The 23,353-nt window shown below is 55.3% G+C and carries 13 protein-coding genes and 1 riboswitch; of the genes, 10 read left to right on the top strand and 3 right to left on the bottom strand.

Annotation, left to right across the window (positions count from 1 at the left end):
• Positions 1–37 precede the first annotated feature (37 nt).
• Together aroB and PBOR_RS04945 are read left to right on the top strand one after the other, a co-directional pair.
• The gene (gene aroB, locus PBOR_RS04940) at positions 38–1,180 is read left to right on the top strand and encodes a 3-dehydroquinate synthase (RefSeq protein WP_042210738.1); all 1,143 of its coding nucleotides are present in this window, start codon (positions 38–40) and stop codon (positions 1,178–1,180) included.
• 99 nt (positions 1,181–1,279) lie between these two features.
• On the top strand, positions 1,280–1,612 hold the full coding sequence (locus tag PBOR_RS04945; protein WP_042210739.1) for a hypothetical protein: 333 nt from the start codon (positions 1,280–1,282) through the stop codon (positions 1,610–1,612).
• 104 nt (positions 1,613–1,716) lie between these two features.
• Here PBOR_RS04945 and PBOR_RS04950 read toward each other — a convergent pair whose 3' ends face one another.
• The 3 genes from PBOR_RS04950 to PBOR_RS36825 are packed head-to-tail and all read right to left on the bottom strand — an operon-like array spanning position 1,717 to position 4,644.
• Positions 1,717–3,519 (bottom strand): hypothetical protein, encoded by a 1,803-nt coding sequence (locus PBOR_RS04950; RefSeq protein ID WP_042210740.1) that lies wholly within the window; start codon positions 3,517–3,519, stop codon positions 1,717–1,719.
• Positions 3,520–3,575: 56 nt separating this feature from the next.
• Positions 3,576–4,499, bottom strand: coding sequence for a hypothetical protein (locus PBOR_RS04955; protein WP_042210741.1), 924 nt, complete (start codon positions 4,497–4,499; stop codon positions 3,576–3,578).
• Positions 4,492–4,644, bottom strand: coding sequence for a hypothetical protein (locus tag PBOR_RS36825; protein ID WP_157763976.1), 153 nt, complete (start codon positions 4,642–4,644; stop codon positions 4,492–4,494). The genes PBOR_RS04955 and PBOR_RS36825 overlap by 8 nt, the downstream gene beginning before the upstream one ends.
• Before the next feature lie 242 nt (positions 4,645–4,886).
• Between PBOR_RS36825 and PBOR_RS04960 the strand changes: the two genes are divergently transcribed.
• From PBOR_RS04960 to PBOR_RS35260, 8 genes are all read left to right on the top strand, one after another.
• Positions 4,887–6,710, top strand: coding sequence for a vWA domain-containing protein (locus PBOR_RS04960; RefSeq protein WP_099052441.1), 1,824 nt, complete (start codon positions 4,887–4,889; stop codon positions 6,708–6,710).
• An 89-nt stretch (positions 6,711–6,799) separates the two neighbouring features.
• Positions 6,800–10,189: a tubulin-like doman-containing protein gene (locus tag PBOR_RS04965; RefSeq protein WP_042210742.1), complete on the top strand. Its 3,390-nt coding sequence runs from the start codon at positions 6,800–6,802 to the stop codon at positions 10,187–10,189.
• A 4-nt stretch (positions 10,190–10,193) separates the two neighbouring features.
• On the top strand, positions 10,194–12,617 hold the full coding sequence (locus tag PBOR_RS04970) for an FtsZ/tubulin family protein (RefSeq protein WP_052429334.1): 2,424 nt from the start codon (positions 10,194–10,196) through the stop codon (positions 12,615–12,617).
• Positions 12,618–12,960: 343 nt separating this feature from the next.
• On the top strand, positions 12,961–14,232 hold the full coding sequence (locus PBOR_RS04975; protein ID WP_042210743.1) for a vWA domain-containing protein: 1,272 nt from the start codon (positions 12,961–12,963) through the stop codon (positions 14,230–14,232).
• Between the two features lie 35 nt (positions 14,233–14,267).
• Positions 14,268–14,903, top strand: coding sequence for a hypothetical protein (locus PBOR_RS04980; protein WP_042210744.1), 636 nt, complete (start codon positions 14,268–14,270; stop codon positions 14,901–14,903).
• A 489-nt stretch (positions 14,904–15,392) separates the two neighbouring features.
• Entirely contained in the window at positions 15,393–16,655 is a 1,263-nt protein-coding gene (locus PBOR_RS04985; RefSeq protein ID WP_042210745.1) for a hypothetical protein, read from the top strand.
• A complete protein-coding gene (locus PBOR_RS04990; RefSeq protein ID WP_052429335.1) occupies positions 16,652–19,762 on the top strand; it encodes a GAP1-N2 domain-containing protein in 3,111 nt (1,036 codons plus the stop codon). Before PBOR_RS04985 ends, PBOR_RS04990 begins: the two co-directional genes overlap by 4 nt.
• Before the next feature lie 571 nt (positions 19,763–20,333).
• Positions 20,334–20,525, top strand: a riboswitch (cobalamin riboswitch).
• 200 nt (positions 20,526–20,725) lie between these two features.
• Positions 20,726–22,876 (top strand): S-layer homology domain-containing protein, encoded by a 2,151-nt coding sequence (locus tag PBOR_RS35260; protein ID WP_052429336.1) that lies wholly within the window; start codon positions 20,726–20,728, stop codon positions 22,874–22,876.
• Positions 22,877–23,353 lie beyond the last annotated feature (477 nt).

The raw sequence follows: 23,353 nt of genomic DNA on the forward strand, positions 1-23,353 counted from the left end.
CGATTGAGGATAGTTGAACAGGAAAGGGGCAGAGTTCATGTCTAAGAGCTTTGAAGTGGTGCTCAAAAAGGTAGTCGATAACTCCTACAATATAGAGATTGGCGAGAATCTGTTTGGTTCCCTGATCCGCGATCTGCAGCAGGGGCTTCTGCCGGATGTTAGCAAATTCGCTATCATTACGGACTCTATAGTTGAGCCGTTATATGGCCGTCCCTTACTGGAGCTGCTGCGGCGTAGCGGCTTTCAGGCGGATTTATTTTCTTTTCCGGCCGGAGAGAGCTCCAAAACCCGTGAGACCAAGGCGCTGCTGGAAGACCAGCTCTTAAGCCAGGCCTACGGGCGGGATTGCTGTATTATTGCCGTGGGTGGAGGCGCCGTAACGGATCTGGCCGGATTTCTGGGCGGCACCTTTGGCCGCGGAGTCCCTGTTTTGAATTATGCTACCACCCTGCTGGCAGCGGCAGATGCCTCTGTCGGCGGCAAAACAGGTGTGAATACACCTGTCGCCACGAACCTGATCGGCGTGTTCCACCAGCCCCGCAAAGTGTACATAGACCTGGCAGCGTGGCACACTCTTCCGGCCCGTGAGTTCCGCAGCGGTCTGGCGGAGACGATCAAGCATGCCTGTCTGGCGGATGAGACATTCTTCCGTTACCTGGAAGAGAATATCGGCAGAATCATCTCGGAACATGGCGAGCCTATCCTGGACGCGGACGTGTGCGGGCATATCGCGCTGACGAATTGCCGGATCAAATACGAAGTAGTGGAACAGGATGAGCATGAGAGCAACCTGCGGCAGATTCTGAATCTGGGACATACGGCGGGCCGGGCGCTTGAGGCGGTCAGCGGCTACCAGCTGCTGCATGGTGAAGCCGTTGCAGTAGGACTTGTCATTCAGGCCAGGCTGGGTGTGAAGTATGGATATATGACGGCTGAACAGGCTGATCGTGTAGTCTCATTACTGACGAAGGCAGGCTTGCCGACGGAAATCCCGGATTATATTTCTAACAGGGCACTGATGGACAAGATGTACACGGACAAAAAAGTGCGCGGCGGCCGCATCCGCTTCGTCTTCCAGGACGGCATCGGGGAGATGAAGCGTTTCGCTGACGGTTCTTATTCGGTTCCGGTTGAAGAGGCGGAGGTCATGGAGCTGCTGGAGGAAATGCGCGGCAACTGAAGCATATTAAAGAGTAACGAGCTTTATTTTAACCGATAGGGAAAGCTGCCCCCTCCAATCTGGGTATATGTAGATAAAGGGAACTTAGGAGGAATCGATATGGGCAACCCGCTGAAGGAATTCAAGAACAGCATCCACGGACTGAAGCAGTCACTGGACGGTGTGAAGCAATCGGTGGACGGGCTGAAGGCTCCGGTGGATGAGATCAAAACGAATGTTCAGGAAACGCTGGATGAGGCGAAGTCGAGATCTGAAGGTGTGAAGTCAGAGTTTGGACGGATGAAGCAGGCTGTGAAGGAGACGCAGGCGGTGCTCACTGAGGTGAAGGATACCCTGACGGCATCGGCGGATGTGCTGTATACCCGCAAACGATATTTACGCTTAGTTGGCCGCAAAAGAAAACTGCAAACCGCCAAGGCCGGTCGTGCTTAATTGCACTGACACAAGCTGCCTGCAACAAAGAAGACGCAAGAGACAAACGGTATAATCACCGCTTATCTCTTGCGTCTTCTGGCATGGCCGGCGATGCCACAGGATCAGGGCATCTGAATGCTTAAACTCCCAACCGAATCTACAATAAAGACAGGTACATACTGTTCGCCGGCATCCGTCTCCGCAATGTCATAGCCGTTCTCGAACTGGCCGCTGGCGACAGCTAATCCGGTAACCCCGCCAGTTTCGCCTTGAAGGATCAGATAACGCCCGTTCGAGCTGGCGATCGTTCTTCCGGCAGAGTCGATATAAATATCGCAGGAAAGATTTACTTTCTCATAAGGATGAAGCTCCAGCTGTGTAGCGTCTATAGGGGTATATGTAACCTCCCGGTAGATTTCTGAGAACTCGTAGGTACCGTTCAACTGACGGAAAATAGCCGTCTGCCCGTCTTGACCATCTGCGAGGTCTGTATCCGATACGCGGATGGAGCCGTCCTCCGTCATCAGCTCATAGCTGCCGCCGGCAAAGCTGAACAGCTGCGAGATTCCCTCAGGCCTGATTGTATAGGCGGTGAATGTACGGCGCCCGTCCTCGCGGCTGCCTATAGCTGCAACTACAGGTACTTCTGAATAGACGGAGAGGGACTCATCGAAAGTCAGCTCTGTCAGTGCTGCAGCATCAGGAACGGTGCCGCCGTTGCGGGTGGAGATGATTCCGTCATCACTCATCTCGGCATAAACCAGCCGTCCGCTGGCATCTACTCCGGCCACAGCTGCCTTAGCGCCGTAGCGTCCGGTGACGGAGGCAGTGAGAGTATAGCTGCCCTGCACATCACCGCCTGGCAGCAGGCGTAACGGTTCAGCGGTATTCCAGGCGAGCGTTGCAGCGGCAACCGCCTCGGAGGTGTCCTGCAGCGGATTCAGATCCCCGTAGAGCCGGATGGCTTCGGCATATTGTCCGCCCCGGACCTGGCGCGCTGCCTCCCGTAGCAGCCTGGTGGTGCTGTTGTCAATCAGCTTAAGCACTTTGGAAGATTTCAGGCCGGCTGACTCAGCATATTTGCGGTAGGCCACAGCATGTCCGGCGAAGGCGGCGGTACGACCGCCGTCCAGATCCTTGTTCAGGATGAGCGTGGCGCTCTCCTGAACCTGATCCTCTACCCAATCCGCCGTATAGCTGTGACTCTTATAAGCTTCTTCCATAGATAAGGCACTGTCCAGCATAGGCCCGAAGCTGCCGGCTGCCGCCAGAGCCTTAAGCCTGGCGGTGTCATGGGCCTCGAATTTCGCAGCCAGTAATTTTTCCTTGGCCCCGGCCCCGCCATAATAGGCATCAGGGATTTGCAGCAGGCTCCATTTGAAGCCCTCTGCGCTCGCGGTGCCGGTGGTGTTATTCGCTCCGCTCTTCTGGCTCTCCGTGAGCTCGGCGAGAAACTGCTCCTTGAACTGCCGGAACCCAGCCGTCATCTTCTCCGAAATGCCTGAACCGGCCGATAGCTGGCGATAATAGACTTCATAAGGTCCTCCCGTAACCATATACTTGCTCTTCAGGCTGAGCAGGGAGGCATAACTCTCCATATATCCGGTGAAATCCTTGACTGTCAACTGGTCTTCCAGTGTTAAGACCAGCCCTCTCAGACTGCTGCGTATAGCTGTTATTGGAGCGAGCTCTTTAAGCCGTGCAGCAATCTCTTCTTCCTTGTATCGGATTGCCGTGTTTGCTGCCGCCAGCCGGTATTGGTTCTCGGCAGCAATTAGCTCTCCCGCAGCATACAGCCGCCCGGCTTCCCGCACGGTCTCCATCTTGCCCTTGATCCCCAGAGCCTTCTGTCCCAGCAGAACCAGCATGAAGATACACAGAATGATCATAATATTCTGCAGGGTTAATGCTTGTTTGATCGTCATATAGTATAGCCCCTTTATTCGGATATAAGGATTGCGGGTGCTGCCAGCTTTCATCCTTATACTTCAGGGTCCCACCGGTACTTGAGCTCGCGGATTTCCGCCACCTTGGCATCCAGGCCGTTCCACGGCTCATAGGGGTTCGCGGCAATCAGCCGGGATAGGCGCAGGAAGCGGTCCTTGGGCAGCTCCTGTACATATCTTCCAATCAGCCCGGAATAGAGCAGCGCATAACGCTTCAGGCGCACGGCTGCCCCGGCGACGACAGTCAGAATAGCCAGCCCTTTGTCCATTTCAAGAATCTGTACTTCGTAGTTCTTAACATAACGGAGGGTGCGGTCTTTAATTAAATCGGGCCGGACTTTGGCGATTTCACCGATATATTCAGCGAGCAGCGGCTCGAAGTCCTTCAGCAGCAGCTGTTCAAGCTCCAGAGACATGTCCTTGCGTAGCTGGAAGCCGTGCAGCAGGGCGACGCGCTGGCGGGAGATCCGGTCGCCGCGCAGCAGAATGGAGATCTCGCGGAGCTTCTCATAAGCGAGGACATCATTCTCGCGGAGGACGGATACAGCCTCCTGGCGGTTAAGCTCCAGATCTTCTTTGATTCTGAAGATATTACGGCCCATTAATTCGTTAAGGGCGTACAGATTTTCGTTCTGCCGTACTTTCCGCTGCGTATAGTAGACCAGTCCGGCTATCACGATGCCGCCGGCACCGCTTAGCGCCATCTGCAGCAGGCTTTGGCCGAAATAAACCGAAGCCAGGGTCAGCAGGAGGATGAGCAGCAGCCGGGTATGCATCTTGCGCCCGGCAATGGATACCGCCTGCTTCTCCACGGGAGTCAGTGAGGCACGGCCGCAGCGGGTGCAGCGTTCCTCGCCCAGTGCGGTGTAACGCCCGCAGCGGCGGCAGATGCGGAGCTTCTCATAAGAATAGCGGGGGGCCTTGAACGGCCGGAAGGTAACAGGTTTCTTTTTACTCACGGGCAGTGTCTCCTCCGTTCAGTGCAGCAAGGAGCCGCTCGTCAATGTCCTCACGGCTAAGCGGTTTCCGCTGGCGTGAAGCGTATAAGGAGATCTGAATAACGGCATAGAGGAACGTTATCCCGAGTATGACGTATGTAATCATGGAACTCTTCCTTTCTCTCTGGTTACGGTCTTTTAATCAAATATTCAGGAACACGGCGTATACTTAGAATAATCCATCCGCTTCAAGATGGCGATTCTACCAGACGGGAGTGCCGGTCCAGCGGTCACTATGTTGAAGTTTACAAGGTTTAATTATATCATAATGGCATGCTATTGACAGAATTTAGCTATGCTGCCGGATTTGCCATATCCGCCGAATTTAACACAAGAGGAGCCCTATTTATGCTTCGTACACACCGTAAACCCAGAACGATTAAGAATAGACTGCAGCGCATTGTGCCTGTATTGCTGCTGATCCTGTGCATCGCTGTTCTGCCTTTCGGAGGCGCAGCGGCCAGTGCCGCTTCAGCAGCGCCGTCCCATATTGATGCCGTACTGCTGATTGATGTCAGCAACTCGATGAACAAGAGTGACAAGAACAAGATCGCGAATGAAGCGATGAAGATGTTTATAGACATGCTGTCCACGCAAGGAGACAAGGTAGGGATCGTCGCCTACACTGACAAGGTGCAGCGTGAGAAGGCTCTGCTCGGCATCACCTCTGCCGGTGACAAACAGGATTTGAAGGATTTCATCGACGGGCTGAACCGTGGACCTTACACGGATATAGCGGTCGGAATGGAAGAAGCTGTGAAGGTGCTGGAGAACGGCAGCGATCCCGGCCATGAGCCGATGATCGTGATGCTGGCCGACGGCAACAATGACTTAGATGAAGCCAGCGGCGCTACGCAGGCCCGGTCCGATCAGGAACTGAAGGCCGCTGTAGAAACTGCGAAGCAGAAAGGGTACCCGGTGTATACGATCGGGCTGAATGCTGACGGCAAGCTGAACAAGGAGATTCTGGCCAATCTGTCCGATCAGACAGGCGGCAAGGCGTTCACAACGGATTCTGCAGATGATCTGCCGCAGATTCTCAGCGAGATTTTTGCCAGCCACCTGAAGCTGAAGGTCGTGCCGGTGCCGTCGATCACGGCGAATGGTGATTATCAGGAAGTGACGGTCAATGTGCCGAACGGCAGTGTGCTGGAAGCGAATATTTCAATTATGTCCTCGCAGCCTGTAACGGCGAAGCTGAGTGACCCGTCAGGGAAGGAAGTAGCAATTCCCTCAGATGCCGTACTGCTGTCTAAGTCCTCTACCTACACGCTGATCAAGCTGCTCTCGCCGGAGCAGGGAGACTGGAAACTCCAGGTCAAGGGTGTGGCGAAGGACAAGATTGATATCAATCTGGTATTTAACTATGATCTGGAGCTTAAGATCGATGCGCTGCCTTCCCAGTCCTACCGCAAAGGCGACACCGTCGATATCTCCTCACACCTGTTCAGCAACGGGGCTGAGGTTACGGAGAGCAGCCTGTATCAGGATATGAAGGCAGTGCTGCTGGCTACGGATGTCGATACAGGCACTGTGGAGGAGATTCCGCTCGACAATTCAGGTGCGGAGTTCAAGGGTGCTTTTGAAATAAAAGACAGCCATGCCTATGAACTTAAGGTCCGGGCCGAAGAGAGCAGCTTCTACCGCGAGAGCGATGTGCTGACAATCAACGCCAAGACGGGTACGGTGGCTACAAGCCCTCCGGCCACGGGGGCAGGCACTGGTGAAGAACCGGTAACGGATCCCAAGTCCTCGAACACTCTTTACTATATTATAGGCGGGATTGTACTCCTGCTGGCTGCGGCCGCCGCGTTCTGGCTGCTGCGCCGCAGATCAAACCGCGGGTTTGTCGGGCAACTGGTCGTGGAAGTGCTGGACGGCAATACCGGAGAGAAGACCTATCCGCAATATAAGAAGCTCGCAGGCTTCCGCGGTAAATTCACGTTGCATCAGCTGCTGCAGCTGGCGCCTGAACTGAAGGAGAGCGAGAAGCTGGTCTTCACTCCGGGGAACAATGACCGGCTGATGCTGCGCGGAGGAGAAGGAATCTCTGTGGAACGGTCAGGGCGTGCCGCTGATACCTCGAGGGGCCTTGAGATGAAGAGCGGTGACCGCGTATCGGTCTCGCTGCAGACGGTAGACAAGACGATATTACTCGAATATTTGATATAACAGCAGACTAAGCGTAGGCTTCCGAAGTGAATTTTGAACGAAGCATGTTCAGGATGAAGCGCTACGCATAACTTTTAGGAGGATAACCTATGAAACCGGTAGTAAGAGAACATATTCAGCAGCTCGATGTATCGCTTGGCGGAGGGATCGTCAGCGACAAAATAAGAGTGGACACCATAGACAACCCGATTCTGATTATCGGGCTTGGCGGCACGGGCATCGATGCCCTGCTGCGCTTGAAATACCAGATTAACCGCCGCTTCAAGCTGCCTGAGGATCCATTGTCCAAGAAGAAGCGGGATAAGCCCGACAATGTGGAATTCCTGGCGTTCGAGACCAATGAACAGGACCGCGGCAAAAAATACAAAGGCATCGGCCTCGACCCGCAGAATGAATTCGTGCTGCTGGCCAACGCCGAGATCGGCGGGCTGCTGCAGAACCGCAGCATTCTTGATTCGTACATTACGGACTGGCTGTCGCCGGAGCTGAGCATCACAGACGGGATGAACGGAGCCGCCGGGGTGCGCCAGGCCGGACGCCTGCTGCTGTTCACGAAGATTAATCAGGTGGTCGCGGCGATTGACAAGAAGATTAAGACGCTGTCCGTCGGCACCAGCAAGAAGCTGATGGTCTTCCTGCTCACCGGTCTGTCCGGGGGAACAGGCAGCGGCGCTTTCCTGGATATCGCCTACATCGTCCGCGGAATTATTGAACGTGACTACGGCGCAGCCGGCATCGACCGTGTGAACACGCTGGGTTATCTGTTCACTCCGGATGTGAATCTGGCGAACAAGAGCCTCAGCGAGCACACCCGCGAGTATATCCGCAAGAACGGTTATGCTGCGCTCAAAGAGCTGGATTACTGGATGAATGTGGACAGCCGGGGTGAACGGTTCCGCCAGCAGTACGGCAATATTCTCAGCGTCAATTCACCGCTGCCGCCGTTCAATCTCTGTCATCTGATCTCAGCGACCAATACGGAAGGCAAGCTGCTGGAGAATGCCTATGATTACTGCATGAACGTAACGGCTGAGAATATCACCAACTTCATGGCCAGTGAGGAAAAAGCCTCCGGCGAGGAATTCGCCATCCATGACTATATCAGCAACATCCGTACCAACATTGCGCAGATGAACAAGACTTATCCTGCGAACTATGAATACAACATTATCGGCGCATCCTCTGCGGTGCTGCCGATCGAAGAAATGACAACCTATCTGGCCTTCCGCCTCTTCGACAAGATGGACAAGATGTTCCATCATGCCCCGGGGCAGGAGGATGTGGAGAAGATGGCGCGCAAGCTCGGCATTGATCTCGATACGATGATCAAGACCTTCGAGTCCCGTGTGCCGGAGCCGCTGCCCGGCTATCAGAACAGTGAACGCCTCAGCCATGCGAATGTGGTCAAGAACCAGGTGGTCAGCATGGATACGGAGCTGGAGCAGAACTTCCTGGCCCGTGCGCGGGAAGAGTATATCAAAGCGAAGAAGCAACTGCCGGGCGAAATTACCGGACGCTTCGGCGAGGAGCTGGAGCGGATCTTCCTGCATCCGGAGCAGGGGCCATTCTATGTGTCACGGCTGCTCTATACCGAGAAGGGCTTCTGCATCCTGAAGCTGATCCAGTCGTATATTGAAGCGCTGCGCGAGAGCCTGCTCCGTCTGCCGCGTGATATCGAGACGGCGCAGGACAGTGCAGAGGAGAAGCTGGGCGATGCGCGCAGCGCTTTTGTCTCCAAGGAGAAGAAGAAGAATGCCTATATAGAAGCCAAGATCAATGAATACTGGCTGCATGCCGATGTGGAGCGCACCGAGCAGATGATCCAGTTCTACGAGGATCTGTACGAGCTTCTGAATGAAGAGAACAGCCGGATCTACGGCGTATTCACGGAGATTCTGACAGCGCTCAGCTCAATCTTCGAGAAGAATGGCGACATTCTAATCAATGGCGAAGAGCAGGCTGATCATAAGGGCAACAAAACCTACTATTGGAATATCGTCAACGTGCCGGATATTTCCGCGACGATCTCCAAGGTGATGGACCAGAAGGACGGCGACGATCTGATCCGCGACTTCACGCGCGAAATGCTGAAGCATTCCGGACGCTGGGTCAAGGAGCAGGAAATTGATATCGTCCGTTCGATCTCTGAATTCCTCAGCGACAAGTTCGGCGACCTCATTACCCGTTCGATGGAGGATTTCCTGGTGATGAAATACGGCCGCGAGGAGCCGCTGGATAAGTTCGTGGAGCGGATTATCGCCGGACGTCTGGATGAGGATGCGGTGCCGATTTTCCACCTCAGCAACAGCTCGGGCAGTCTGCACTTCCCGTCCTGGGGCTTCGTATCCGTGCCGGTGAAGGCGCCGGGTATTCTGAAGGGAATCCGCAATTATCAGAACAATGCACTGGGCAAATCGCAGTTCACAATCAAGGAGAGCCAGGTCAAGAACCGGATTTTCTGGCTCAATACACGTAACGGGGTACCGCTGTTTGTCTACACGCCGCTGCGGGTATTCGAGGAGAACTATGAACGGACCATCCTGGATAAGGAAGGCATCGGCCGCCATCTCGTGATGACCGACAAGGACAACTGGACTTATCTGCCTTCACCGATTCCGGAGAAATCATGGGGCGATACCTATGTGAATGCGCGGGTCCGTGATTACAATGCCAGAGTGCGTGCGGATTTCGCCCGGGCCATGGAAGCTGGTGTCATTATCGAGAAGGGCATCGACGAGAATACGAGCAGCCGCTTCTCGGTCATCTTCACGAAGCCGTTTGATCTGGACAAAATGCTCAGCGGTTATGATCTGCAGCTTGGCTCCCCGCGTCCGAATCTGGGCGAAGTAAGGAAAGCCGCTGAAGAGCTTAAAGCGCTGCGTGTGAGCGGCCTGGAACGTGAAGGAGTTAAGGATATCTTCGGCAGCATCAACCGGGAACTGGCCCAGGAGAACCTGATCCGTTCACCGCAGCTGATTGCCCGTGTCCGCGAAGAGCTGGCGAAATACGACGCGCTGTCGGCCAAAGCGGCAGAGCTGGAAGTACTGGTCCATCAGCATCTGGATGAAGACAAGTGGATCGACCAGTTTATCGAGGCGCTGTACACCGATACCATCACCAAAAAAGGCGCGCTCTATGTCTATGACCGTGACGAGGATGAAGACGCATGGGAGCCGTTCGCGAACCTGATGAAGGAACGCAGCTATGTGGAGTATGCCGTCTACCGCCATTTCCGTGCGCTGGATGAGAAAAGCCGCAGTGTCCTGCTGCGCAAGGCGGCACGCCGGGCCGGAGAGATGACGGCTGCGGAAGATGTGACCCCGCTGCTGTATAAGCTGGAAGGGATGTATGTATCGTTCCTGGAGGCGCGCGACAGCCTGGAATATGAGCGGGTAGAGCATGCGAACGGCGATGAAATGTACGGCTTCTACAAGAGCCTGACCGGCAAGCTCGGCAGCATCCGCAGAAAGCTGAAGTAAGCCTATGATCAGAGATCAGGCCATACAATATGCAGAGCAGTACGCTGCGCAGGAGGAAGCACAGCATAGCAAGGGGGATGGGCGCAGCAGCATCCATTACCCCGCTCTGTTTCTGTTCCTCGGCGACAAGGTGACCCCGGCCATCGGTCCGGTGCTGGAGCGCTGCGAGCGGAAGTGGGACAATGCAGGCGGTGTCATGGCGCTGCACGCGGGTTCTCCCAGCGGCAGCGGCAGTACGCAGGAGAAGGATGGAATCAAGGGATGGATCGGCAGCGGTAACAGCAGCGTTCATGAACGCGTGTTGCACATGGCCCTGCCAAACACGGCGGGCCGTGATCCCCGGACGGTCCGGCGGGAGCTGTACCGTGAATTTCATGAGGACAGCCAGTACCTGGCCGGGATGAACCGGACGCTGCGCCAGTTAAGCAACACCATAGCGGATTATGGACGGCTCTATTCGTCTTTTGACGTCATCCATCTGTCCATCGTTACGCGGGTCGATGACCCGCTTAATGTGCTGCTGCCGGAGGTTGCCCTGCTGGCCCGTGCCATCCTCAGCCAGTCGTTCAAGTCGGTGCAGACCGACCTGTATGCGTTGATCAACGAGCGGGAGCAAGGGGATAACTTTGGCTATTCCAGCTCGGTAGGGCTGGCTTTTCTGCGTGAGCTGGACGGGATGCAGGCGGCAGACTACGCCTTAAGCGCTCCGCTCCTGGTCACGGAAGAGGGGCTGTCCATCCCCGTGGCCCACGGTCCTTCCGCGCTGTTCGATCTGGTCTATCTGCTCTCCGACAAGAACGAGCGCGGACTCATGTCCGTCCATGGAATGGACGACAATTATGAGATTATTGCCCACATCAGCCTGCTGAAGAACCGTGTCCGGCCTGCGGCTGACCATGCTTCCGGGCACGGCGGCTACAATAATATGACCTTCAAAAGCGGCATCCGGGGCAGCACGGGCAGACAAGGCTACGCTTCAGCCGGTTTCTCGGCGGTACGCAGGCCGAACCGGCAGATTGCGCTGGCGGTGCTCTATCATGCCCTGCATTATCTGGCCGCCAGAATGCGTGCAGGCAATACCCGGAGCCTTAAGGAGCGGCAGGCGCTGTTTGGCCTCGGAGCCGACTCCCTGCGTGCCCGCGCGGCAGAACTCCTGCCGGATGAAACCGGCCTCGCGGAGATGACCGGGCTGATGAGCCATGGACGCCCGTCCTACTCGGAGCTCAGGGCGCTGTCGCTGCGCGAAGCCGAGGAGCTGCTCTTCGGTGAAGGCGGGCAGGCCTATTTCCGCAGCAATTTTGCAGATGTGTCCGCAAGAAGGACTGCGGCGATCGACCCTGCGCGCGAATGGGCCGGCGTTCTGGCCGCCGAGGAGCAGGCGGCTCCGCCGGTGACCTTCTACCAGCTCGCAGAATGGACCGCTGAACTGGCAGAGGGCGGAGGCAGCGTGCTTCACGCCCTGCGCCAGCATATGGGCGGGCTGCGTTCGGCGCTGCTCTCTGCGCAGGAGGAGCTGGAGCGCCTCTATGCGGAGAGCGTGGAGCGCCAGCCGTTCCAGCGGGTGCCGCTGCTGGATAAACGGACTGTGCGTAATTTCATTCATTATTTATTCGATACCGTATATGGTAAGAAATATGAGATTCTGCGGCTCGAAAGCGAGCTTGCCCTCTGCCTCCGCTATGATGCGGCGCTTGAGCAGCTGCACGCGGACAGCAGAGCCAAGGTCGTAGCGATGGAAGCGCTGGAGGAAGAGCTGCAGAGCCTGGCAGTAGCCAGCATAGGCCGCAGTAAGGAAACTGTGGATCAGAACATCATGGAATATTACCGCAGCGTGACAGAAGAGGTTATGAGGGATATTGAGACGCGGCGCGGCGGCGATATCTTCTTCAGTGAGCGGTTTATGGGCAGCCTCTCGGAGCTGCTGCGCCGTGGCGGCGATGCTGTCGCGGAGCGGCTGATCGAAGTCTGCCGCCGGGAGCTGCTGACGGCAGGGCCGTTCACGCTTCCGTTCGAGGAAGAGCTGCTGCGGCGTGCCAATGTCGCGGCTGCCTACGAGAACCGGGGCATTGTCTCCAAGGAGGAGCTGTTCAAGCAGCTCTACCGCAGTCTCGAAGAAGAGGCGGCGATGAATGTCCGCCTGTTTGAATATACGCAGGAGCACCGGCATGAGGAGAAATACTTCTTCGGCGACAGTGCTTCCGAATTCCTGCGCTACGCCTTCAGTGCTGACGAGACCACCCGCATCTACCGCTTGGGCTTCGTGCATGAGCAGCGCAGGAGCGGAGTGGAGAAGCTGAATCTGATGGGCGGCTTCCATCTGGAGGACCTGCTCTATTACCGCAACGGCAAGGTATATTATGAGACTTATGCGGGTAACGGCTATGCGCTGCACGGACTTGCTGAGGAGCAGTTGCCGGAGATGAGATGAGAATTGTACAGAGGAAGCGGCGGGACAGGGCAAGCATCGGCTTCGCTGCAGCTAATCTACTGCAAACAGTACAATAGATGGGTCCTGATTTGTCCGGAAAATGGGTTCTATTGTATTTAGTGCAACAGAATCGGGCTAACTCAGAGAATTAGGACAATGTTCTCTCATTCTGCTGCAGAAAGTGCAATAGAATGGAATTTTAGCCTCCTTTTCCGGCAATCTGTTGTACAGAATGCATCAGAATAGAATTAGCAGCCTATTCACCCTGCAGTTGAAACTCCAGCACCACAGCGCCGGTTTCAAGCGCATTATTATTAAGTTTTTCCGGAAAGGATGAATATTAATGCAGCGTAAAATCAATCTCCTCCTGCTCCTCTTCAGTCTGCTGGGCGGCGGAGTGGCTTTCGTGCTTGGCGAGCTGCTGCTGGACCGCAGGCCCTATGACCTGCCGTCCATTGTACTGGTTGGGATCTATTTTGCCATTGTCGCGCTGGGTGTCCTGGCGGGCAGCGTGGTTGCAGAGACGATCTCGCCCAAGCTGAACGGGCAATCCTGGAAGCTCCGTTATCTCGGAACCTCCTGGAAGATGCTTCCGCTGGCTGTAGTATTGCTGTTCGGCATGGGTACGCTGACCGAGTTCGTATATGAGCTGAACTTTGGCGGCATCAAGCCGGTCAAGAATGTCATCATGGTCATCGATGATTCCGGCAGCATGCTGGAGAGCGACCCTAATAACAGCCGCTACGAAGCAGCCAGAGCTCTGGTGCAGCAGCTGGATGAGGACAACAAGGTGGCCGTGGTCACCTTCAGCCATGAGGCTTCCGTAGTCCAGCCGCTGATCTCGCTCTCCAAGGCGGAGAACCGCCAGAAGGTGTCGGACGTAATCAGCAGCCTGGAGACTACCGAGGGCGGAACGGATATCAGCGGTGCGCTTACAGAAGCGATGAATGTGATCAATGAAGACGGGGCGGACCGTGGGGCGATGGTCATTCTTTTATCCGACGGCTTCAGCCAGTTTGATACTTCTACGGAACTGACAGCATTTGTGGACCGCAGTATTGCGGTTAATACCATCGGGCTTGCCCTGAGTGATCCATCAGGCTCTTATCTGCTGCAGGATATCGCCAGAGTGACAGGCGGCCAGTATTATGACGTTACGGATGCGAACCGTCTTGGGGAGGTATTCCAGCAAATCTATGACCGTCTGGGAGACCGGACCCTGCTCACGGAGCGCAGCGATAGGGCAGCGGACAGTCCTTATTATGCTGTAGTGCGGGTTCTGGCATTGATCCTGATTGGCACCGCACTGGGCCTCGGGCTTGGCATTGTATTCGATAACCGCCACCTCGCCCGCAGCTTCAGCTTCGGAGGCGCATTATCCGGGCTCGCTGCCGGATTAATTCTCGAATTCGGTCTTAACGGGGATACGGTTACAGACCCGATGATCCGCCTGCTGGCATTGCTGGTGCTCGTTGCTATTCTTACATTGTTTACTTATGTAGTACCTGTAGGGGAAGGACGCCTGTCCCGCAGGGGAAGAGCTGCCGGAGCTGCGGCCACGCCTGCGGATGGCTTCCATTCACCGCGCCGCAACCGCGGCAGTAAGGGATTCTGAGTCTGATGGTTACCTAATGAAAGGAGCATGTTGCCATGAAGTACGCCGAGGTTGATTCTGGTGCGCCGGTTATAGCCGAAGTGGTATCCAGAGTGGAGGACCGGTTCTGCACGCTGCGGTGGCGCTGGCCGGATGGCGTGCAGGCGGTATGTATTCATAAAGCCTCTGCGGAGGCACCGGAGGACGGGGAGCAACCGCCTTCCGGCATGAAGCTCTACACACGTGAAGAATACAAAGCGAACAACGGATTCCGCGACCGGCTGGATGAGATCGGGCTGGTGGCGTATACCATTTATGCCCGGCTGGCCGGGAACGGGGAGACGCTGCTGGTGCGCCAGCGTGACGGTGCCAACAAGACAGTGGTCAGCGCGGGCAAAGCGAGAATCTATTATTCCGTCCAGCACAAAAAAAGCCTGTTCAGCAAGCTGAAGACCGTGCACATGACGATCACCGCTGAGGTACCGGTGCCGAAGGAAGTACTCTGCTACGTTAAGAAGCGGGATGGCCATCCGGCCTCCAAAGAGGATGGGGCGCTCTTCCCCTTCGTGCAGGATTTCGCCCCGGGACGAAATCAGCTTCCGCCGATTGAGGTCGGCAAAGACGACTTCATCCGGATCTTTTTCACGGACGGCCGGAAGTACGGTTTATATTATGAGCTGGTGCCGGAATGAACGGGCCGGCAAGGTGTAAGGAATAACAGTTGGAGCGCGGAGCTCAGCCGGATGCTGAATAACTGTATTTCATACAATTAAAGTAGATGATTTCTGCCGCACCGGGTGTTTAATTGTATTTTGTACATCTATATCCCGGGAAAAGCCTCCAATCATACTGTTTGCTCCGGTATAGTTGCACGAAATGCAGCTATTCGGACGCAAGCGGGCGGGATCGGTAATATAGCTGTACAAAGTGCAGTTATATTGGGCAGCAAGATTCGTGTACAGACGGAATGCTAGTGAATTGCAGAGTGAAAGACGAAGCGGGCTGGACGGTTGGGCCAGCCCGCTCACAAATATAGAAGCAATTGCGTGCGATACCAGTTTTGTCAGCAACTCATTCGTTGAGCTGCTGCGACCAAACTTTGAGATTAAGCTTTCGTAGTCAGTTTTGTCAGCCGCTCCTATTCATGAGCTGCTGCAGCAAAACTTTGAGGAGGATGAGAAATGTCTTTTTTTAGCCGTTTCATGAAGAAGAATCAGCCCCCGGCAAGACCGCTGTATTATGATATCGTCTGCCCGTACTGCTTCTCCCGCTTTGAGCCGGAGGAAGTGGTATTCCGGGCCATGCACAGCCGTGAGGATGATGAGAATTATGCGCTGGGCGAAGATGACCTGCTGAATAAGTACCGTGAGCGCTTCGGCCTGGATACGGTAGACGATATGGAAGCGATTCTGAATCCGGCGGATATTCCGGAGGAGTATCATCATTATACGGACCATGTGCTGACCGGAATCACCGACCGCTATGGCGTGCTGACCCGAAGACGGCTATGTCCGTCCTGTCATAACGAGCTGCCCGTAACGGCCGGCAAGGTGCCGAGCAATATTATCTCGATTATCGGTGCTTCCCAGGTAGGGAAGTCTGTGTATATGACCTCGCTGATCCATACGCTGCAGCATACGACAGCGGGGCATTTTGACGCGGCCTGTATGCCGCTGAATGCCGAGATCAGCCGCAAATTCCGCACACTGTACGAAGAGCCGCTGTTCGAGCGGGGAGATCTGCTCGCGTCTACCCAGAAGGAGAAGATGCAGGAGCCGTTCATTTTCCAGTTCGTGTTCAAGGATGAATCCAAGCCCCCGCTGACGCTGGTGTTCTTCGATGTTGCCGGTGAAGGGATGGTCGATCAGGATTATCTGGGCCTGCACGGCCAGCATATCAAGAACTCTGCGGGCATTCTGTTTATGGTCGATCCGCTGCAGATCCGCTCCATCCGCGAGAAGATCCGCATCAACTTCGGCGACCGTCCGGGCGAGTGGGTGTCGCAGTATGATGAGCCGCGTGATGTGGTGCTGACGATGTTCGGCGACTTCATCGCTTATCAGGAGAAGAGCAAAACCAATATTCCAACGGCCATTGTTCTGGCCAAAAGCGACATGCTGCACTCACTCAAGGATGAAGACGGCGATTACATCAAATCTAACAGCAATGTGTTCAACAATTATGTGCACCGCAACACGCTGAATATGGACGAGTTCCACAACATCGACGGAGAGATCCGCCGGTTCATCAGCAAGGTTGACCGTCCGTTCAAGGACACGATGGATGTGTATTTTGCCAACACCGGTTATTTCGCGGTATCCGCGCTGGGCAGCAATCCGGTCAATCAGAAGGTGGAAGGTGTAGTCAGTCCGATCCGTGTGGACGAGCCGTTTATCTGGCTGCTGCACAAGCTGAACTATATTGAGGGGAGCGACGGGCCGTGAACAGATTTTCAGGGTCCATGATCACCCAGCAGATGTATACGCGCGAGCGCCGCGGCGTTTACCGGGCGACAGAGGGATTCGATACGGTAGCGAAATCGGAGAGTCTCGACAATAATTTTGTCAAAAAAATTCTGCACCCCTTCTGCCTCTACGATGCTCCAGCCGAGCTCGCGGCACAAGGTGAGAAGGATGAGGAGCTATATCCTGCCGCGCTGCATCTGTTCCATACGGAGAGCAACGAGACAGTAATTGGGCTGAACCGTTATCTGGCGGCGGATTTCACGGGGCAGCGGAGCGCTTTTTTTGCCCATAATTTCGTGGTGCCGCCTATCCGCTCAGAGGAGATTGTGGAGGGGTACGGGGAATGGCTGCATGCCGGCTTCGCCCGGAGTTATGAGGGAGAGCCGGGAGGGACATTGCCTGAACTGGCAGATATCCCGGTGGAGCCGCGTGAAGGGGCAGCTGACCCGCTGACTGTGCTAGGCAGTCTCGGTTTCACAGAACAGCTGTTCAAAGCCCTGCTGCAGGCGGTTATGCTGTCCGTAGCCGGGAAGAAGAAGATTTATGTGGCGCTGGATGTGCCGGTAAGTGAGTTGTCGCGGCGTGCGGTGGAGCTGACGGAGGTCATCTATGCTTCTTTGCCGCATGACTTCCGCCGCAGGCTGGGAGTGATCACTTATGCCAAAGAGCCGCAGAGCCGCAAATATATTCACCTGACCTTTGTGGAGAAGGGCTCGCTGCGCCCGGGTGACCGGAGTATTGAGAAGGATTATATTTTTGATCTGGCAGGCGCGCGGATTCTGAATGCCGATTTCGGGGAGTCCCGGCAGACATATGCAGACCTGGCCTGGAAGCTACTTGGGCAAAAGGGCGGGACTCTCAGTGATTTCGCCAGATTCGCCGACTCTCTGCTGCTTGGGGAGAGTGTGGACCGCAAGCTGTCGCTGGCACTCTACAATGAGCTGGCTGTCTTTTATGAGATTGAGCAAGGCAATGAAGAATTATATACAGAGAACAAGAATGCTGTGCTCGGCGGGCTGCTGCACTATCTGAAGCCTGAAGGGGCGCTGGAATCCCGGGTGCGGCTGAATGATATGTTCCTGGAGCGGTTCGACCGTGAGTATGATCTGATCCGCAAAAAAGGGATTCCGTCGCCGGAGATTCTGGAATGGTTCAAGGAGTATTTTGCGCTGCCGGGCCATAATTACCGGGTCAAAATTGTGGATTACTTCATCAACGGGATGCTGAACTGCCAGTCGGCAGGACGTGAGGATGCGCTTGCTGCCGCTTACGGTATTATTGAGGGCAACGATGAGCTTAGTGCGGCATTCTTCAAAAGAGTGCTGGCCCAGCCTATCTTCCGCAAAGCGTTGCTGGAGCCTTATATGGAAACCCGGCTGGCTGCCGCGCCGAAATCGGCGGATATTCTGCGGTTCGTCGCGCATTGGGGCCGTTTCCTTCCGGAGGCGCTTCAGCAGGCTTTCGTGCGCGATACCGTCAAGGAATATCTGCTGGAGAAGCTGCAGCGGGACAATGATCCGGTGGCGGCGGTAGCAGCGGTTCATGAGTCGGTGCAGAAAGCAGAGAAGGAACGCCGTAAAGGCAGCGGAGTACATCCAGAAGCATTGTCCCTGCTGCAGGAGCTGGGAACGGCTGCGGACCGGTTCCTGCTGAACCGGATCTCGCTGGATGAGCTGACACAGGAGCAGCTGCTGGAGATTGCGTTCCTGCGCTACCGGGATACGGCGGACTGGCAGCCGCCGCTGGATGCAATTGCTAAGCGTAAAGCGAATGCCCTGCGCGCTGCGTACCGCTGGTTCGGTGAGGAGAAGCCGGACGAGGAGATTTTCGCCGGGCTGTCTCCACGGGAGCTGGATGACGTACAGCTGCTCGGGGGGCGCTGGCTGAAGGAGTCGCGGAGCATCGAGCCGTTCGAACGGCTGCCGCTGGCCTTCTACCACAGCAGTGAACGTGAGGGCGGTCCGCTTGATTACGATGCGCTGCTGGATCTGGTGGCGCGCAAGGCCGGCGGTGATAAGGATACGGTCTACCGTTTCCTGGCCTGGTCGCAGCATAACCGGCTGTTCACCATCTCCAGCAAGAAGCTGTGGCCGAATTACCGGCGGGCGGTGCTGAAGTATTTCCTGAAGAACGACCGTGAGGCGTTCAAGAACCGCGATTTCCGCAAAAGCTATAGTTCGGCCGCGACGCCTGCTATGCAGAATGTCTACAATGAAGCCCGCTCCCAGCTGGCTTCACCGCTGGCGCGGTGGGTCAGCCGCAGCCGATTTCAAATCCTGATCTCCGGCACGGTGCTCGGGGTCGTGCTGATTGTTGCGATCATCGCTATTAGCTTGCTGCGGCCGGATGCGGATACCGCAGCGCCGCAGCCGACTGTGAGCCCGATTCGTGGCGATATCCACAATGCGGACGGACAAGAACAAGCCCCAGTCTCTGTGCGGCTGGCGGGCGGGGTGGCAGGTGCCGGGACGGGCAGCGGGACTGAAGGCGGTGAAACAGATGGCGCCGGGAATGCTGGCGGAACGGAAGGCACCGGGAATGCTGGCGGGGGTGAAAGCGGCGGGACGGAAGGCAACGGAAATGCTGGCGGGGCTGAAGGCGAAGGGGATGCAAGCAGCGCGGAAGCAGGCGTCAAGCTGGTGTTCAGCTTTGCCGCTGCGGCGGAATGCTCCGACTTCAAGCCGGCGGAGATCATCGTGATGTCCGGTAATAACGTTGCAGACACTTACAAGGTTGCGGCAACTGTGAGCAGTTGCCAGGCCGCCGGGGTTGATGGCGGCACTGGTGAGGCAGGAGCCGGGAATGATGGCGGCGCGAGTGGGGATGCAGCCGAAGCCTCCCCGGCAGCGGGTGCATCGGGCGCAGGGACACCTGCGCGCGTATATGAAGTGACAGTGGAGCTGGAGCCGGGCGCGAAGCTGGCCGTAGGTGATGTGATCACCGCCGGAAGCTATACACTGAAGCTCCAGGGTAGTCTGGGGGACACTCTGGGGAGTCCCCCAAGCAGTACTCCAGAGACTACACCCGGCACCGAGCCTGCTCCTTCCGCCAGCCCGGACACGGATGCAGACAAGGCTGCTGAATGAAGGCGGCGGATTAGGATCTGGCCTGAAATAACGATGCCCTGAATTAAGGACGGTAACGAGGAGGTCCTGAATCCGGGAAAGCCGGATGCGAAGATAGCTCTGGCATTCTTCAATTGTGCGGTGGCTAAGGCGGCAGAGAGGTCATTGTACTTTGTACACTCAAATCAGGAATAGAGGGCCCTATTTCGCATTCTATTGTATTTGGTACATTAGATTTCCGGATTTCAGAGCCTATAAGGGTCCCTTCGGAAATCAATTGTATTAAATACAGCAGAATGGATTATCACCCCCCTTTTATTCCCATTCTGTTGTACATAGTACAATCAACCGGCTGCTGACGCTCGCCGGAAGCAGAAGAAGCATTATATGAGGTCCTGAACAGCACGATATGCCGGGAGAATGCGGCGGGTGTTGCTCAGGATTTTTTTGCATGCTGAAGGGGCAGGGCTGCATACAATTGAAACAGCTTGTCTATAGACATACAGGGGAATAGTAGATATGATTGTTTGTGAATATTAAAATTTAATAAGCTTTGGAAAAAGGTGCGGATTTCCGTAGAAACAGGCACTGTCTTGCAATAGACGGGCACGCTGGTTCTTCGTCTGTAATCTGCTTAAAAGGGAAGGCCGGTGTAAGTCCGGCGCGGTCCCGCCACTGTAAATGCGGAGCGACTCCCGGGAAGCCACTGTCTGTTGATTGGACGGGAAGGCGGGGGAAGTGATGAAGCGTAAGCCAGGAGACCTGCCTTTTTCGTTGTTGTTTCTATTCTTCGGGGGTGAGAATGCGGAAGCAGGTGCAAATAAAAGCAGATGGCTGTGCAGAGGAAAGCCTCGCATCAGCCGCATGTATTGTAACCTTCCCCGGCCGCCCTTTACAGGGCGGTCTTTATGTTGCCGCCGCATCCGCGGAGGACGCAGGACTCATCTAATCTATTCCATTCTATTCAAAGAAAGAGGTCAAGCAATGAAGAACAATCTATCATCCAAGTTTATCCGGCTGGGTCTGATCGTAATCATGATGTTCGCGGTGCTGGGAGCGGCTGTAGCTCCGGCGGGACAGGCTTTTGCCCAGAGTGATACGGCAGCTGCCCAGTTGAGCACGAATGCCGCAGCTGTTAGTGTAGCTGATGCAGTCTATGCTACTGCGGAGTTTGTGCTGAAGAACGGGGTACAGTCCGACTGGCAGGCTATCGGCCTTGCCCAGGCGGGCTACAAGGTTCCGGATAGTTATTTAAAGGCGCTTGAGAGTAAAGTAGCCGAAGCCAAGGGGGGGTTCGCCAGAGCTACGGACTATGCGCGGATTACGCTTGCGGTTAGGGCGCTTGGCGGGAATCCGGCTGATGTTGCCGGCTACAACCTGATTGAGAAGCTCTATAATAACGATAAAATCACCGGCCAGACGCTGAACAATGCTGCCTACGTACTACTGGCGCTCGATTCCGGAACTTATACTATGCCTGACAATGCCAAATGGACACCGGCTAAACTGCTGGCTGAGATTCTGGCCAAGCAGAACACGGACGGCGGCTTCACCCTGACTACGGGTGCAAGTGATCCGGACATGACGGCGATGGTGCTTACAGTGCTGGCAGGACATAAGTATGATCCGGCAGCCAATACCGCCGGACAGCGTGCAGCAGCCTGGCTGGCGACCGCACAGGATAAGAACGGCGGCTATGGCGACAGCAGTGAAAGTGTCGCTCAAGCTATTATTGGTCTGTCTTCCTTTGGCATTGACCCGGCGGGAGCAGAGTATACTGTAGGCAATGTGAACCTTGTCAGCAAACTTCTGAGCTTCAGTGCAGCGGGTGGCGGGTTCGCTCATACGGCAGGCGGAAGCTACAATCAGCTCTCCACAGAGCAGGCGCTGGAAGCACTGGCAGCTTACAATCTGTTCAGCGCAGGCGGCAGGCTCTATGATCTCAGCAGTGTGCCTGTGAAGAATCCTCAGGTGAATGTGTCCGTTGCCATTGAAGGCCCTAACGGAACCCTGGCAGAAGGCACTGTGTATGCTGGCAATGTACTTCATGCGCTGGAGAAGACAGCAGCGGCGAAGAAGGTGGCCCTGGTCAATGAAGCGGGCAATTACGTGACGGGAATCGGCGGCGTGACTGCGGGTGCTTTTGGCGGCTATGACGGATGGATGTATGTTGTAGCGCGCGGTGGAGCGTGGATTTATCCAAGTGTGGGCATGGGCGATTTCCTTCTTGCAGAGAATGACCGTGTACTCGTCTATTATGGCGGGGATAACACACAGGTGGTAGAGTCTGTGACGGTCTCCCCTGCACAGCCGCAGCCTGGACAAGATATTACTGTAAAAGTGACGCAAAAGCAGTGGGTGTGGAATGAAGCGACCTTTACTTCCGACCCGGTATCCTCACCGGCTTCAGGGGTGCAAGTAGCTATCGGCGGTAAAACTGCTGTTACGGATGCTGCGGGTTCGGCTGTTATTGCCGGAGGCCTGACAGCGAATAAATATACGATTACAATTACCGGATATCTTAAAGACAGCACACCTGCAGTAGTCCGCTATTCGCAGCCGCTGACCGTGGCTTCTGCTGCGGCTGACCGTGCTGCTTTTACCGATGCGAAGTTAATTTCACCTTGGGCGCTGGAATCCGTATATACGGCCTATGACCGCAAGCTGATGAGCGGCGTCAGTGAGAGCAGCCTCGTGTTTGCACCGAAGCAGAATATTACCCGTGCTGAATTTGCGGCGCTGCTGCTGAGATTGACCGGCAACGAGCCGTCTGCGGCATCGTCAGCCCAGAGTTTCAGTGATGTTAAGGCTAATGCGTGGTATTATGGAGCAGTGAATAAAGCGAAGGAACTGGGTATTGTCAGCGGAGTAACAGGCACAGCCTTCAAACCGGACGGCCTGGTTACCCGCCAGGATATGGCTGTAATGATCTTGAGAGCCCTGAAGCTGGATGAAGCTTCGGCAGCGGCCGGCACCGGGAAATTCACCGACGAAGACCAGATCAGCAGCTACGCATTAACAGCGGTGCGCACAGTAACCGGACTTGGGATTATGAGCGGTACCGGCAGCGAATTCGCTCCTTCCGCAGCTGTAACCAGAGAAATGGCCGCTGCGGTGGCTGTTAGGCTGCCTTAGGCAAAGAGGATGGGCGAAGCGGATTGCTTTTTATAAATCCTGCACATAGTACAACATTTTCACCAGGATATCGGCTATATTTGAAAATTGTTGTACAAAAGGCAGCATTCCTCCTCCAACAAGCGGTGTAGCGGGATAATTCTTGTATTTCATACAACAATCTATCCGAATACCTAAGTATCTAGGAAGCTAAGTTGTATTCTCTGCAAGATTTTGCATCGAGCAGCCTAAGCGAACGTGCGGGAGGCGGCGGGCGGGATATATAAGTGGAAAAATGCCACCTAATTCCCGGTAAATCTCTCGGTATGGCGACGTAGTTGGAAAAACAACACTTAATCTCGCTTGAATTAACGAATGACCCGGGTATGGGCAGAATTAAGTGTCATTAATCCAACTAAGATCGGCAGTGAAGTCTGTATAGGCTAAATAAGTGTTAAAAATCCAATTGCTGTTCCGGTGGAGGGATATTTTGCGGAG

The organism is Paenibacillus borealis (assembly GCF_000758665.1).
Classification (GTDB): Bacteria; Bacillota; Bacilli; order Paenibacillales; family Paenibacillaceae; genus Paenibacillus_AQ; species Paenibacillus_AQ borealis.

What these genes read in the sequence shown, in the direction of transcription:
- aroB (WP_042210738.1), top strand. Translation starts at nt 38, where the DNA reads ATGTCTAAGAGCTTTGAAGTGGTGCTCAAAAAGGTAGTCGATAACTCC.
- PBOR_RS04945 (WP_042210739.1), top strand. Translation starts at nt 1,280, where the DNA reads ATGGGCAACCCGCTGAAGGAATTCAAGAACAGCATCCACGGACTGAAG.
- PBOR_RS04950 (WP_042210740.1), bottom strand. Translation starts at nt 3,519, where the DNA reads ATGACGATCAAACAAGCATTAACCCTGCAGAATATTATGATCATTCTG.
- PBOR_RS36825 (WP_157763976.1), bottom strand. Translation starts at nt 4,644, where the DNA reads ATGATTACATACGTCATACTCGGGATAACGTTCCTCTATGCCGTTATT.
- PBOR_RS04960 (WP_099052441.1), top strand. Translation starts at nt 4,887, where the DNA reads ATGCTTCGTACACACCGTAAACCCAGAACGATTAAGAATAGACTGCAG.
- PBOR_RS04965 (WP_042210742.1), top strand. Translation starts at nt 6,800, where the DNA reads ATGAAACCGGTAGTAAGAGAACATATTCAGCAGCTCGATGTATCGCTT.
- PBOR_RS04970 (WP_052429334.1), top strand. Translation starts at nt 10,194, where the DNA reads ATGATCAGAGATCAGGCCATACAATATGCAGAGCAGTACGCTGCGCAG.
- PBOR_RS04975 (WP_042210743.1), top strand. Translation starts at nt 12,961, where the DNA reads ATGCAGCGTAAAATCAATCTCCTCCTGCTCCTCTTCAGTCTGCTGGGC.
- PBOR_RS04980 (WP_042210744.1), top strand. Translation starts at nt 14,268, where the DNA reads ATGAAGTACGCCGAGGTTGATTCTGGTGCGCCGGTTATAGCCGAAGTG.
- PBOR_RS04985 (WP_042210745.1), top strand. Translation starts at nt 15,393, where the DNA reads ATGTCTTTTTTTAGCCGTTTCATGAAGAAGAATCAGCCCCCGGCAAGA.
- PBOR_RS35260 (WP_052429336.1), top strand. Translation starts at nt 20,726, where the DNA reads ATGAAGAACAATCTATCATCCAAGTTTATCCGGCTGGGTCTGATCGTA.